General features: G+C 71.0%; 14 protein-coding genes. 5 read left to right on the forward strand and 9 right to left on the reverse strand.

Going from position 1 to position 12,562, the window contains the following annotated elements; genetic code table 11:
• Positions 1-54 precede the first annotated feature (54 nt).
• Positions 55-630 carry a CGNR zinc finger domain-containing protein gene (locus tag ACZ4NB_RS34610; RefSeq protein WP_467667006.1) on the reverse strand — a complete coding sequence of 192 codons (576 nt, stop codon included), beginning with the start codon at positions 628-630 and terminating at the stop codon, positions 55-57.
• A 102-nt stretch (positions 631-732) separates the two neighbouring features.
• Here ACZ4NB_RS34610 and ACZ4NB_RS34615 point away from each other — a divergent pair, with 102 nt between their 5' ends.
• On the forward strand, positions 733-1,896 hold the full coding sequence (locus ACZ4NB_RS34615; RefSeq protein WP_467667007.1) for an epoxide hydrolase family protein: 1,164 nt from the start codon (positions 733-735) through the stop codon (positions 1,894-1,896).
• A 29-nt stretch (positions 1,897-1,925) separates the two neighbouring features.
• Here the strand turns inward: ACZ4NB_RS34615 and dapA are convergent, their stop codons facing one another.
• On the reverse strand, positions 1,926-2,834 hold the full coding sequence (gene dapA, locus ACZ4NB_RS34620; protein ID WP_467667008.1) for a 4-hydroxy-tetrahydrodipicolinate synthase: 909 nt from the start codon (positions 2,832-2,834) through the stop codon (positions 1,926-1,928).
• 72 nt (positions 2,835-2,906) lie between these two features.
• On the opposite strand from dapA, the gene ACZ4NB_RS34625 reads away from it, so the two are divergent.
• A complete protein-coding gene (locus ACZ4NB_RS34625) occupies positions 2,907-3,875 on the forward strand; it encodes a LysR family transcriptional regulator (protein ID WP_467667009.1) in 969 nt (322 codons plus the stop codon).
• 90 nt (positions 3,876-3,965) lie between these two features.
• On the opposite strand, the gene ACZ4NB_RS34630 is transcribed toward ACZ4NB_RS34625, so the two are convergent.
• Positions 3,966-4,706 (reverse strand): class I SAM-dependent methyltransferase, encoded by a 741-nt coding sequence (locus ACZ4NB_RS34630; RefSeq protein WP_467667010.1) that lies wholly within the window; start codon positions 4,704-4,706, stop codon positions 3,966-3,968.
• Between the two features lie 254 nt (positions 4,707-4,960).
• On the opposite strand from ACZ4NB_RS34630, the gene ACZ4NB_RS34635 reads away from it, so the two are divergent.
• Positions 4,961-5,389, forward strand: coding sequence for a DUF6234 family protein (locus ACZ4NB_RS34635; protein WP_467667011.1), 429 nt, complete (start codon positions 4,961-4,963; stop codon positions 5,387-5,389).
• A gap of 131 nt (positions 5,390-5,520) precedes the next feature.
• Here ACZ4NB_RS34635 and ACZ4NB_RS34640 read toward each other — a convergent pair whose 3' ends face one another.
• The 3 genes from ACZ4NB_RS34640 to yczE all read right to left on the reverse strand — a co-directional run bounded on the left by ACZ4NB_RS34640 (position 5,521) and on the right by yczE (position 7,591).
• Complete coding sequence (locus ACZ4NB_RS34640) at positions 5,521-5,901, reverse strand: VOC family protein (protein WP_467667012.1); 381 nt, start codon at positions 5,899-5,901, stop codon at positions 5,521-5,523.
• A 215-nt stretch (positions 5,902-6,116) separates the two neighbouring features.
• Positions 6,117-6,917: a glycerophosphodiester phosphodiesterase gene (locus tag ACZ4NB_RS34645; RefSeq protein WP_467667013.1), complete on the reverse strand. Its 801-nt coding sequence runs from the start codon at positions 6,915-6,917 to the stop codon at positions 6,117-6,119.
• A complete protein-coding gene (gene yczE / locus ACZ4NB_RS34650; protein WP_467667014.1) occupies positions 6,914-7,591 on the reverse strand; it encodes a membrane protein YczE in 678 nt (225 codons plus the stop codon). Before yczE ends, ACZ4NB_RS34645 begins: the two co-directional genes overlap by 4 nt.
• A gap of 107 nt (positions 7,592-7,698) precedes the next feature.
• Here yczE and ACZ4NB_RS34655 point away from each other — a divergent pair, with 107 nt between their 5' ends.
• Positions 7,699-9,204: an SCO1417 family PLP biosynthesis transcription factor gene (locus ACZ4NB_RS34655; RefSeq protein ID WP_467667015.1), complete on the forward strand. Its 1,506-nt coding sequence runs from the start codon at positions 7,699-7,701 to the stop codon at positions 9,202-9,204.
• Positions 9,205-9,234: 30 nt separating this feature from the next.
• Here the strand turns inward: ACZ4NB_RS34655 and ACZ4NB_RS34660 are convergent, their stop codons facing one another.
• Both ACZ4NB_RS34660 and ACZ4NB_RS34665 read right to left on the reverse strand, forming a co-directional pair.
• Complete coding sequence (locus ACZ4NB_RS34660; RefSeq protein WP_467667016.1) at positions 9,235-10,947, reverse strand: hypothetical protein; 1,713 nt, start codon at positions 10,945-10,947, stop codon at positions 9,235-9,237.
• 326 nt (positions 10,948-11,273) lie between these two features.
• Positions 11,274-11,468, reverse strand: coding sequence for a hypothetical protein (locus ACZ4NB_RS34665; RefSeq protein WP_030412631.1), 195 nt, complete (start codon positions 11,466-11,468; stop codon positions 11,274-11,276).
• Between the two features lie 195 nt (positions 11,469-11,663).
• Between ACZ4NB_RS34665 and ACZ4NB_RS34670 the strand changes: the two genes are divergently transcribed.
• On the forward strand, positions 11,664-12,116 hold the full coding sequence (locus ACZ4NB_RS34670; protein WP_467667017.1) for a YchJ family protein: 453 nt from the start codon (positions 11,664-11,666) through the stop codon (positions 12,114-12,116).
• A gap of 22 nt (positions 12,117-12,138) precedes the next feature.
• On the opposite strand, the gene ACZ4NB_RS34675 is transcribed toward ACZ4NB_RS34670, so the two are convergent.
• A complete protein-coding gene (locus tag ACZ4NB_RS34675; protein WP_467667018.1) occupies positions 12,139-12,513 on the reverse strand; it encodes an RNA-binding S4 domain-containing protein in 375 nt (124 codons plus the stop codon).
• Positions 12,514-12,562: the final 49 nt, after the last annotated feature.

Below are 12,562 nucleotides of genomic sequence, written 5' to 3' on the forward strand. Positions count from 1 at the left end.
CCCGTTCCCGTGCCCGACGTGAGCGTCTGCGTGCAGATGAACCGCGGCTGACGACTACTTTGCTGATCTGGGGTTTTTCTGCTGATTGGCATGGAAGCGGGCCTTCTTCTGACGATTCCCGCACGTGTTCATGTCACACCATCTGCGGGTGCGGCTCTGGCTGGTGTCGAAGAAGGCGGCTTGGCAGGTCGGCGATGCGCACAAGGCCAATTTTCCGTCGCGTTCGCCCGCGATGATGCCGATCGCGTCGGCGGCGATCACGCCTAGGGCGTCTTCTACGCAGGAAGCCGAGCTGAGTCGCCATTGCCGGTTGCTCTCGGGCGTCAGGACGGCCGCGGCCCGACCCTGAATGCTGCAGTCATTGATGACTCGGACAGCGGACGCAGGGAGAGGGTCTTGGGTCGCGGCCGCTGTCGCGGCGGCGTGGATCGATTCCCTCAGTTCCCAAGCGAGTTCGAGCTGGGCGGTGGTGCAGGACTCCACGGCGAGGCCGTTCACTGCCAGCCAGTCGACGAGTCGCTGCGGCGTGGGGATGCGTTCCACGGCGTTGCCGCGACGCTCCGTCAGAGTCGCCGTGAAGCTGGTCGCCAGTACCTTGCCGAGACGGAAGTCAGGGAACCGAGCATGCATGGAACCACCTTAGCTGGTTGCACGCCGACACCGAGACTGCTAGAACCGTCTTAGCTGGTTCGCTACGGGTCCAAGCCGGTTCCACGATGACCAGGAGGTCTCATGTTCGGCGACGTGCAAGCATTCAAAGCCCACGCAACTGACGCCGACCTCGACGATCTGCGCGCGCGATTGGCCGCGGCGCGGCTGCCGGAAGCCGAGACGGTCTATCGCGCCGCGCCCGACCCTCGCCGATGGGATCAGGGCGTTCCGCTCGCCGACCTCGTCGATGTCGTGAACTACTGGCGCACCGGGTACAACTGGCGGTCGTTCGAAGAGCGCCTTCACCGGATCGGCCAGTTCCGCACGACCATCGATGAGCTGGGAATCCACTTCCTGCACCGCCGATCCGCGCGCGCGGATGCCACTCCTCTGATCTTGACGCACGGCTGGCCGGGCAGCATTGCTGAGTTCGTCGATGTAGTGGACGAGCTGGCAGATCCGAAAGATGCGGACGCGCCGGCATTCCACGTCGTGGTCCCGTCGTTGCCGGGCTTCGGTTACAGCGACAAGCCGACCACCACCGGGTGGGGAATCGAAAAGATCGCGGCCGCATGGGTGGAACTGATGGGAAGGCTCGGCTACGGCACGTTCGTAGCCCACGGCGGCGACTGGGGAGGTGTGATCACCACGGTCCTCGGCGGCAGGTTCCCGGCGCACGTTCTCGGCATCCACACAACGGTCGCGCAGGCACCGCCCGGGTTGACGACGGACGGGCTGACGGCGGCCGAGCGCAAATGGACCGAGGAAACCCGCGATTTCTGGCACCACCGCGCGGCGTATGCGAAGCAGCAGGCGACCCGACCGCAGACCATCGGCTACTCGCTCGTCGACTCACCGGTCGGGCTTCTCGCCTGGATCCTCGACAAGTTCGCCGAGTGGACGGATACGGAAGACAGCCCGTTCGAGACGATTTCCATGGACCGCATTCTTGACGATGTCACCCTGTATTGGCTGACGCGGACCGGCGCATCGTCGGCCCGCATCTACTACGAAAGCCACCTCTCGCTCGACCCCGAACTTCGGGTCGATGTCCCGTCGGCAATCACTATGTACCCCCGCGACATCGAGAAGAGTCCGCGCGCCTGGGCACAGGAGCGGTACCGAAAGATCGTCCGATGGAGGTCGCCTGAAGCCGGGGGACATTTCCCGTCGCTGGAGGTTCCCGAGTATTTCGTCAAGGATCTGCAGGAGGGCCTCGCGGCAGTGCTGGCCGCCAATCGGTGAACGCGGCTGGTTCTGACGTGGCGGGGCGGTCAGACAGGAGCGGCGATGGTGGCCAGGGCGTCCATGAGCCGCTGGAGGTGAAGTGGTTCGGGTTCGAGGAGCGGACGGCGCACCGTGGCGTGCGGGATGACCCCGAGTTCGGCCAGCGCGGCCTTGGCCATGATGGCCCCTTGTGAGGTGCGCATGAGGGCCTCCGTCAAGGGGTGCAGGGACGCCTCGATCGCCTTGGCCGAGTCGAGGTCGCCACTGCGGACTGCTCGGATGAGTTCGGCGTTGCGGTCGGCGACGACGTTGCCCACCGCGCTGACCACGCCGGTGGCGCCGCAGGCGAGGTAGGGCAGATTGAGCTCATCAATGCCGCAGTAATAGGCCAGCGATGTGCGATCCATGACGGACATCGCCTCGAACAGGTCGCCCTTGGCGTCCTTGACGGCCCGGATGCGGGGGTGACCGGAGAGCTCGATCAGCGTGGCGGCTTCCATGGCGATGCCGGCGCGCGCCGGGATGTCGTAGAGCATCACGGGCAGTGCGGTGGCGTCGGCCACTGCCACGCAATGGGCCAGCACGCCGGCCTGAGTCGGCCTGGAGTAGTAGGGGCAGACCAGCAGCAGGGCGTCTGCCCCGGCGGCCTCGGCCTCGCGGGCGCGCTGCACGCTTTCGGCGGTGTTGTCGGTGCCGACACCGGCGATCACCCGAGCCCGGTTCTGCGACAGGCCCACCACGGTGCGGATGAGCCAGGCCGACTCGGCTTCGGTCAGCGTGGGCGACTCACCGGTGGTCCCACCGACGACGATCCCCTCGCACCCGGTGCTCAGCAAGTGGTGGACGAGGTTGGCGAGCCCTGGTTCGCTGATCATGCCGTCGGGCTGCATCGGTGTCGCCATGGCGACGAGGTTGGAGCCGAAAAGCAGGTCAGCGGTGGGCTGTTGGTTTCTCATGGTCCGATCCTGCCCTGAGTAATACCTGGGGTCCATCGATGCTTTTTCGTCGGTACTGCGTAATCTGACTTCATGATTGATGTCGGGGCGCTGCGGGCGTTGCGGTCGGTGGCCGTTCTCGGGACGTTGGCGCGGGCGGCCGAGGACCTCGGGTTCACGCCATCGGCCGTGTCACAACAGATCAAGCGGTTGGAACGGCAGGTCGGCGTGCCCGTCCTCGCACCCGCGGGGCGCGGGGTCGTGCTCACGCTGGCCGGGCAGGCCATCGTCGATTCGGCGTCCGACGTGTTCCAGGCGTTGGAGCGCTGCGCGGAGTCGGCCCGATCCGTGGCGGAGGGCGCACCGCGCGGGACACTCCGCGTGGTGTCCTTCTCGACGGGGATCCGCGGGCTGCTCGCTCCTGTCATGGGGCGGGTGTCGAGGTGCTGCCCGGACCTTCGTGTGCACATCACCGAGCAGGAGCCCGAACAGGCCCTCCACAGCGTCGACACCGGCACAGCCGACCTCGCCCTTCTCCACGACGCCGATGGGCTGCCCGTCCACCTGCCGTCGTCGCTGACCCAGCGCCATATCCACACCGACGTCGGCGACATCGTCATGGAGCGAACGCATCCGCTCGCACGGCTCGACCGGCCACTGGTAGGTGGCGACCTGGCCGGCCACGCATGGGCGACGAGCCCGCCCCGCACGGTATGCCACCAGTGGTTCCAGCGACTCGTAGCAGATCTGCCCAAGGCTCCCGACGTGCGCCATCTGATCGACGACTTCTCCACCCAGCTGTCGCTGGTCGCGTCGGGCGAGGTCATCGCCCTGATCCCGCGTCTCGCCCGGCCGCCCCTCAGGGAAGGGCTCGTCGTCCGGCCGCTGCGGCGGCCACCTACGCGTGAGGTGTACGCGGCATGGCGGCACAGCGCCCATGCCAGCCCGGCGATCCACGCGGTGCTCGCGGAGCTTCAGAGGCCCAAGGACGTTCTGCCTCAGGAGCCTTGCGGGGGAGGAGGAGGCGACAGCCCTGGCCGGAGAGGCATGGGGGAGGGCTGAACGGTCAGGACCCACGACCGCGGCCCGGCCCCGTTCCGGCTCATTCCAGAGGGGGGCGGGCCGCGGGGCACCGGAATGCCCGGTCGGAGGTCAGGCGCGGCAGCGCAGCATCTCCAGAGGGGGGTTGGCGCGGAAGTCCGCCCAGAAGTCCGCGCCGAACTTGCGCACGCCGGCGTCGGACACGTCCATCGGAACCCAGGTCAGCTCGCTGAATCCGGCCGCCTGCAGGCACTTCTCGTAGACCTCGCGGCGCGGACGGTTGGCGACGAACGAGACCGGCGGATCGAGCAGCGCCGTGGTCCGCACCTGGGGTCCGGTCTCGGCCTCCTCACCGGTGAGCTCGCTGCGGAAGCCGTACCTTTCCGGGGTCGGCCCGTCGAAGCGGAAGTCGGGTGACTGGTTGAGCAGGAAGCACTCGGCGCCGGGCTTCAGGCTTCGGTGCACGTTGCGGCACATCCGCTCCGTGGTGGCGATGTCCTCGGCGTAGTTGAGCAACTGGACCGCCAAGCCGATGTCGAAACGCTGCTCAAGGGGCCGCAGTTCGGTCACGTCGCCCACCTCGTAGCGCACCCCCAGCGGGTCGCGCTCCTCCAACTGCTGTGCCACGGCGACCATTTCACTGGAGATGTCGATTCCGAGCACCTCTGCGGCGCCGCGCCGTTTGAGCTCCCTGCTGTAGAAGCCGGTGCCGGAGGCCAGGTCGAGGACCGACTTGCCGCGCACGTCCCCGACCATGGCCAGGAAGCTGGGCACCACCACGTACTGCTCCAGCGGCAGGGCCTTGAAGCCCTCGTACGCCTCGCCGATCTCGTCATACTGCTGCACGCTCATCGTGCTGTCCTCCCCGTGTTTCGTGATGCCGTCGGCCACGGCTCGCGCCTCGGGACGCGCCGCGGCCTCTGAGGTGTTCCGGCAGTCTCTACGAATCCCGGGAAGGCGCTGCACTGGCAGAACCTACGAAGGTGCGGACGGCGTCCCGGTCTCCCGTACGAGAGGGCGTGACGGGTGACGTCGCCGGGTCGAGACCGCACGGCATGAGTACGCGTACTCATGCGCACCCCCTGACGGCTCGTCAAGATGTGGCCATGACGTGCGCACTCCCAGAACCCTCGTCGCGGCGCAGGTGGCCCTGGTCGCGTAGGAGGCCCCGCGCAGGGGACATTGCCTTCGGCATCGCGTTGTTCGTGGTGGAAGTCGCGGTATTTCTGTGGACCGGGTTCGGGTACGGCATGGAGGCGTGGGCCGCGCAAGGGGAGCAGACGCGGATCGACGCGGCGCAACTCGCGCAACTCACCTGGATGCAGCACTTCTTCGTCGCCGTCGTCGTATGTGCCGGGCTCGCGGCGCTGTTCCGCGCGCCGTGGACCATGCTGTCGCAGCTGCTGGCCGCCGGAGCGGTGGCTGCGTTGTTCGTGATGGCGCAGCATGACTACGACCGGAGCCACCCGGACCCCGCGCCGGTCCCGAGCGCGGGCTACACCCCCTGCTACAGCGGTAGCGGGAGGTGCAACTGAGTCGCTGCGACTCCGCTGAGACGGGGCCGTGAGGATTGCGGTCGTTCGGGGTGTCGGTCAGCGGATCGATTGCGCGGCCAGCGGCGACCGCCCCCGGCCGCCACGTGGGCCGCACCGGGGGCGCAGAGCCGTCAGAGCGGGTTGAGGCGGGCCTTGAGCAGGCAGAACTCATTGCCCTCGGGGTCGGCAAGGACGTGCCACTGCTCCTCGCCGGTCTGGCCGATGTCGGCCGGGCGCGCCCCGAGCTTCAGGAGGCGTTCGAGTTCGGCGTCCTGATCGCGGTCGGTGGGGTTGACGTCGATGTGCAGCCGGGTCTTCCCCGGCTCCGGCTTGTCCCTGCGGCTGAGGATGATCGTCGGCTGGGGGCCGCCGAACCCTTCGCGCGGCCCGATCTCGAAGCAGTCGTCCCCTTCGCGATCGAGCACCACGAAGTCCAGGACCTCGCACCAGAACCGCGCCAACACCTCGGGGTCGCGGCAACCGAGCACGAGCTCACTGATACGACATGCCATGGACGGAACCTGCTTTCGGCGTGGGGACTGACGGGGCGGCCGCGCGCGGAGTTCTCGGACTCCCCGCAGTGGGCACACGCGCGAGACCGTACCGGGCGGGGCGAGCAGGTGCGAGGGGTTTTCGGGGGCGTCGCCTCGCCCGGCCGGGCCGACGGGCGAGGACCGCGGTCCGCGCAGCGGGCGCGGATCGACACGCCTGAGACCCGGCACCCTCGTCAGACCCAGCACCCTCGCTCGGTCAGCACCTTTCGCAGGGTCCCGATGTCGTCGGTCATGATCCCGTCCACGCCGAGATCCAGCAGGGCCGTCATCCGATCCGCGTCATTGATCGTCCAGACGTGGACCTGCAGGCCCAGTGCGTGTGCGGCGCGCAGGAACAGCGGGTCGACCACCGGGATGCCGGACTGCCGCTCGGGGACCTGTACGCAGACCGCGCTGCGCCGCACCGCCGCGCCCAGCAGGCGGTCGAGCGGCAGCGCTCCGCGGCCGTACGAGCGCAGTCGCAGGCCGGCCACGCCGCGGGTGCCGAGCGAGCTGGCCATCCGGGCGCCGGCCAGTCGCTGCGCCCGTGCCACCCGGGCCTCCGAGAACGAACCGACGCACACCCGGTCCCAGGCGTCGGTGCGGCGCAGCAGGTCCAGCAGCGGGGAGAGCGCGGCCTCCGCCTTGAGGTCGACGTTCCAGCGCGCTTCGGGGAACTCCTCCAGCAGCTCCTCGAACAGCGGCAGCGGTTCCCGGCCGGCGACCCGGGCGCGGCGCACCGCCCGCCAAGGGAGCTGCCCGATCGCGCCACGGCTGTCGGTGACGCGGTCGAGCGTCGGGTCGTGGAAGGCGACCAGCTTCCCGTCCGAGGTGGCGTGCACATCGGTCTCCAGATAGCGGTAGCCCAGGTCGACCGCGCGGCGGAAGGCGGCGGCGGTGTTCTCCAGGCCGTCCGCGGCCCCGCCCCGGTGGGCGAAGGGGAGCGGCGCGGGGTGGTCGAGGTAGGCGTGGCGGAGGCGTATCGCGGGGGTCACTCCGGCAGTATCGCGCGCTCGGGTGAAGTCCTGCCGACGGCCACCACACGGGACGGGGTCTCGGGCAGCCCCTTGATCGCGAAGAGCCGCAGGAAGAACTGCGCCAGCGGGCCGATGGCCAGCGCGTAGACAACGGTGCCGGCACCGACGGAGCCGCCGAGCAGGAAGCCGACCGCGAGCACCGTCACCTCGATGCAGGTCCGCACCAGCCGCACCGGACGGCCGGTCCGGTGGTGCAGCCCGGTCATCAGGCCGTCGCGCGGCCCCGGGCCGAAGCGGGCGGAGATGTACAGACCGGTCGCGGCGCCGTTGAGGAGGACGGCGAAGGCCAGCAGCGGGATGCGGGCGCCGTACGAGGGCAGCTCGGGCACCCATGCCATCGTCGCGTCCATGACGATCCCGAGGATCACCACGTTCGACACCGTGCCCAGGCCGGGGCGCTGGCGCAGTGGGATCCACAGCAGCAGGATCAGGGCGCCCGACACGATGGTGACCGTGCCGATCGAGAGCCCCGTATGCCGGGATATGCCCTGGTTGAGTACGCTCCAGGGCTCCAGACCCAGGTCGGCGCGGACCATCAGCCCCATGCTCACGCCGTACAGCGTCAGTCCCGCGTAGAGCTGGATCAGCCGACGCGCCAGCAGGCCACTCCGTGGGCCGGATCCCCTGGTCATGGACATGAAAATTCCCCCTCCTGGCACGATTGGACCGATGCATGACACCATGTGGCATGTCCGAGCTCGGGAAGTAGAGCCAATTCGGGGAAGGTGGACTGATCTTCATGGCTCAGTGGACTTCAGCGGTAGGTGCGCCCCAACTCGCCCGGCTGCTCCGGTCGCAGGACCCGCGAGCCGCCGAACTCGCCGTCGGCGGACGCAAGTTGCCCGCCTACCGGAGCCTCGCCGACGGCGTCCGCCTGCTCGTGCTCGAAGGCCGGGTGCCGGTCGCCGCCCGGCTGCCCGCCGAACGCGAGCTGGCCGCGGCCTTCGGCGTCAGCCGCACCACCGTCGCCGCCGCCTACGAAGCGCTGCGCGCCGAGGGGTTCCTGGAGTCCCGGCGCGGCTCCGGCAGTTGGACCGCCGTCCCGGCAGGCAACCCGCTGCCCACCCGCGGCCTGGAACCGCTGCCCCCGGAGGCAGCCGGCTCCATGATCGACCTCGGCTGCGCCGCCCTCCCCGCCCCCGAGCCCTGGCTCACCCGCGCCGTCCAGGGCGCCATGGCCGACCTGCCGCTCTACGCCCACACCCACGGCGACTACCCGGCCGGCCTGCCGGTGCTGCGCCAGGCCCTCGCCGACCGCTACACCGCCCGCGGCATCCCCACGATGCCCGAACAGATCATGGTGACCACGGGCGCGATGGGCGCGGTGGCCGCGATCTGCCGCCTGTGTACCGGCCCCGGCGAGCGGGTGGCCGTCGACTCGCCCTCGTACGCCAACATCCTGCAGCTGATGCGGGACGCCGGCGCCCGGCTGGTCCCGGTCGCCCTCGGGGAGCGGCTGGCCGGCTGGGACATCCCCGCCTGGCGCCAGGTGATGCGGGACGCCGCGCCCCGGATGGCCTACGTCGTCGCCGACTTCCACAACCCCACCGGCACCCTCGCCACCGAGGACCAGCGCCGCCGCATGGTCGACGCCGCCCGCTCGGCCGGCACGCTGCTCGTCGTCGACGAGACCATGACCGAGCTCCGACTGGACGAGGACACCGAGGTTCCCCGCCCGGTGTGCGCGTTCGACCCCGCCGGCAGCGCGGTGATCACCGTCGGCTCGGCGAGCAAGGCGTTCTGGGCCGGGATGCGGATCGGCTGGGTGCGCGCCGCCCCCGACATCATCCGCAGCCTGGTCGCCGCCCGCGCCTACTCCGACCTGGGCTCACCGGTCCTCGAACAGCTCGCCATCGCCTCGCTGCTGGAGGGCGGCGGATGGGAGCAGGCCGTCGACATCCGCCGGGACCAGGCCCGTGAGAACCGCGATGCGATCGTCGCCGCCCTCCAGCGGCACCTGCCCGACTGGGAGTTCAGCGTGCCGCGCGGCGGTCTGACGCTGTGGGCGCGGACCGGCGGGCTCTCCGGCTCCCGGATCGCCGAGGCGGGGGAGCGGCTCGGCGTGCGGGTCCCCTCCGGCCCCCGGTTCGGTGTGGACGGCGCCTTCGAGGGCTTCGTACGGCTGCCGTTCACGGTCAACGGCGCGGTCGCCGACGAGGCCGCGGCCCGGCTGGCCGGTGCGGCGCGGCTGGTCGCGACGGGCGCCCCGGCGGAAGCGGAGCTGCGACACACCTTCGTCGCCTGACGAGGTGCCGGGAGCGCCGGGACCGGGCGCTCACCGCTCCGCGCGCACGGCCTCCATCGATCCGCTCTTGACCGTCCGGGACTCGCCGCCCTTGACGATCGACACCCGCGCCGGCGCTCGTACCGGCTCGGTGGCCGGCGCCGGATCGCCCCCCGCGGGATGGCCGTCCGCCGCGCCCACCGCCGCCGCGGACCCGGCCTCCGTGTCGGCCCCGGCCGCACGCTCCGGCAGCAGCGCCAGAACGGCCTGCCGGTGCACCTCGCTCGTCGCGTCGTCGAACGGATCGGGCGTGGCCGGCACCTGGAGCCGCACGACGGGAGCGGTCCCCAGCCGCGCATAGCCGCGTCCCGGCGGTACCTGCGCGGTCGGCGTGGTGTGCGGCGGCGCCCCGAGGACCGTCCGTACCTCGTCCGCCGTGGCGGGACCGAGCACCACCCGGGCCTTGGTGTGCGCCCGCACCGGGTCGCTCAGCAGGTCGGCGCTGTCGAACTGGTCGGCCACGACCACCGTGACCTGGGCCGCCCGGCCGTGCCGCAGCGGCACCTGAAGCCACCGCTGAGGGTCGTCCCGGCCTTCCGCGGCCGCGATATGGGTGAGCGCCGTCAGGCGGTCCACGATGATCCACAGCGGTCGCCGGGTGTCCTCCGGGGCGGGCCGGCCGGCCTGCCGCGCCCGGTTCGCCACGACCAGCCGGCGCTCGGTCTCGTGGGAGGCCCACTCCAGCCTCTTCAGGGTCCCCGCCAGCCCGCTCTCCACCCCCAGCACACCGGGGTGCCCGACCAGGCACCCGAACTCGCCGGTGCCGGTGCCGTCGACGACCAGTACGTCGCCGTGCTGGAGCGCCTGAAGGGCGATCGAGCGCAGCAGCGTCGTGGTGCCGGTCGCCGGCTGCCCGAGGGCGAGCAGATGCGGCTCGGCGGAGCGCGGCCCGGTGCGCCAGACCACCGGCGGGGCGTCGCGCCGCTCCTGGCCGGCGGCGACCGGCAGGGTCCGCTGCACGGAGTCCGGGTCGGTGAAGCCGAGCACCGTCTCGCTCGGAGAGGTGACGAAGCGCTGCGCGGCGATATCGGTGGGCAGCGCCGCCAGGACGGTCACGGTGAGCTGGTTGGCCAGCTCGTCCCAGGCGAAGTGGTACTCCCGGCCGCGGCCCGCCTTGGCGTACAGCACCTGCTCGATGCGGGCCCGGGCCCGGTCCTCGCCGTCGGTGAAGTACGCCGGGTACTTCAGCCGCAGCCGCTCCAGGCGCCCGGCGTCGTCGAAGGCGTACTCGCCGAAGGCCCGCTCCCAGTCGCCGCCGTGCGCGTACAGCGGACTGGGATCGCCCTCGGCGGCGAGGTACGGCACCAGGGCCTCGTACAGCGCCCGCAGCCGCTCCGTCTCCGCCTCGCTGGGTCCGCTCTCCACAGGGGTGCGCTCCCGCCCCGCCCAGGCGCCCGCCCCCATGGCCGCGATCAGGGCGAGCAGCGGCCCGTACGGCACCAGGGCGAGCACCAGCACGCACGCGCCGACGAAGCACAGCAGCGGACCGCGGCTCTCCTTGGGCGTCCCCGCCCAGCGTCCCCGGCCGGCCGTCGCCAGCCGGCGCAGCCCCCGGCCGATGGTGATCAGCGGATGGAACACATCGGAGGCGCCGTCGGCGGCGGTGCGCGCGAGTTCGCGACTGCGGGCGAGCGGTGCGCTGTTGGCCATACGGGCGAGCGGTGCGCGGTCGGTCAGGATGCGGGGCAGAGGACGCCGTGCCACATCTTCTCCTGTTGCTCGTGCGGGTCTTGGCGGCTCGGCGTGGGTGGCGAGCCGGGGCGTGCGGAACGCGGGCCCTGTCGTCAAACTCGCGTCGTCCGCCCGGAGGGCGGCCTCGCGGCGGCTGGTGCACTCCGTTCGCCGCGCGCTCTCCGTCTCGGCTCGACAACGCAACCGGATGCCGAGCGATCGCAAGGCGGAGGGTCGTCCCGGTACTGGGCGTACCGGGATGAGCCCGACAACGGTGGGGGTCTCCCCGCGCCCTTAGGGCGTGGGGGAGGGCGTGCGTGCCAGGCGTCGCGAGGCGGGCGGGAGTTTGACGACAGGGCCTAGAGCTTGATCCCCCCGAGGAGGCTCGCCAGGCTCGCCCCGCCGGCCTTGATGCTCGGCGCGATCGCGGAACTTGCGAGATAGAACCCGAAGAGCGCGGAGACGAGCGCATGGGACAGCTTGAGTCCGTCTTTGCGGAAGAACAGGAAGACGATGACACCGAGCAGGACGACGCCGGAAATGGACAGAATCATGGGGGGTTCTCTCCTGGGTGGTGGGGACGGTCACCATGAGTTCTTCCAGCCTCACAGCCCGTATCAAGCCATCAAAAGCTGCGAATGGGTGATTTATCGTTGAAATTCCCTATTTGGGCGCAGCTTCAGGGCGTGTCGCCCCGGCGTGTCCCCGGCGTGTCGCGACCCGCCTCCGCCGACCGGCACAATCGTCGGGTGTCGAAGCCCAAGAACAAGCCGCCCAAGAGGCCGTCGCGCGCGCCGCACCGCCCGGCGGCCGTCACCCCCGATGCGCCCTGCCCCTGCGGACGCGCCGAGAGCTACCGCGACTGCTGCGGCGCCTTCCACCAGGGGCGCGCCACCGCCCCCACTGCGGAGCGGCTGATGCGCTCGCGCTACAGCGCCTTCGTCGTCGGTGACACCGGCTATCTGCTGCGCACCTGGCACCCGACGACCCGCCCCGCGGCCCTCGACCTCGAACCGGCGCAGCACTGGACCGGGCTGGAGATCCTCGGCGCGACCGGCGGCACCGCCTTCCACACCGAAGGCACCGTGGAGTTCCGCGCGCACTTCAGCCTGCACGGACAGGCCGACAGCCAGTACGAGCACAGCCGGTTCGTGCGCGAGAGCGGCGAGTGGGTATATCTGGACGCGCTGCCGCCCGCGTAGGCGGCCGCCCTGTCGGCCCGGCTCAGCGCCCCCGCAACTGGTCGGTCTCGCGGCGCTCGCGCTTGGTGGGGCGCCCGGCGCCGCGGTCGCGATGCGCGGCCGGCGCCGCCATCTCGCGCGGCGGGGGCGGCGGGCTGTTGTCGACGAAGCACTCGGCGGCGACGGCCGCGCCCACCCGCTTGCGCACCAGCCGCGAGACCACCACGATCCGCTCCCGTCCGGCGTGCAGCAGTCGGACCTCGTCGCCGGTGCGCACGGCGTGCGCCGGCTTGACCCGCTCGCCGTTGACCCGTACGTGCCCGGCGCGGCAGGCCGCCGCGGCCAGCGAACGGGTCTTGGTGAGCCGTACGGACCAGATCCAGCTGTCGATGCGGGTGGTCCCCTCGTCTGAAGCCATACCCAGACTCTAAGGGCCGGCCCGTAATCCCTGGCGGGCACACGACGGC

Source organism: Streptomyces sp. NPDC026575 (assembly GCF_055567415.1).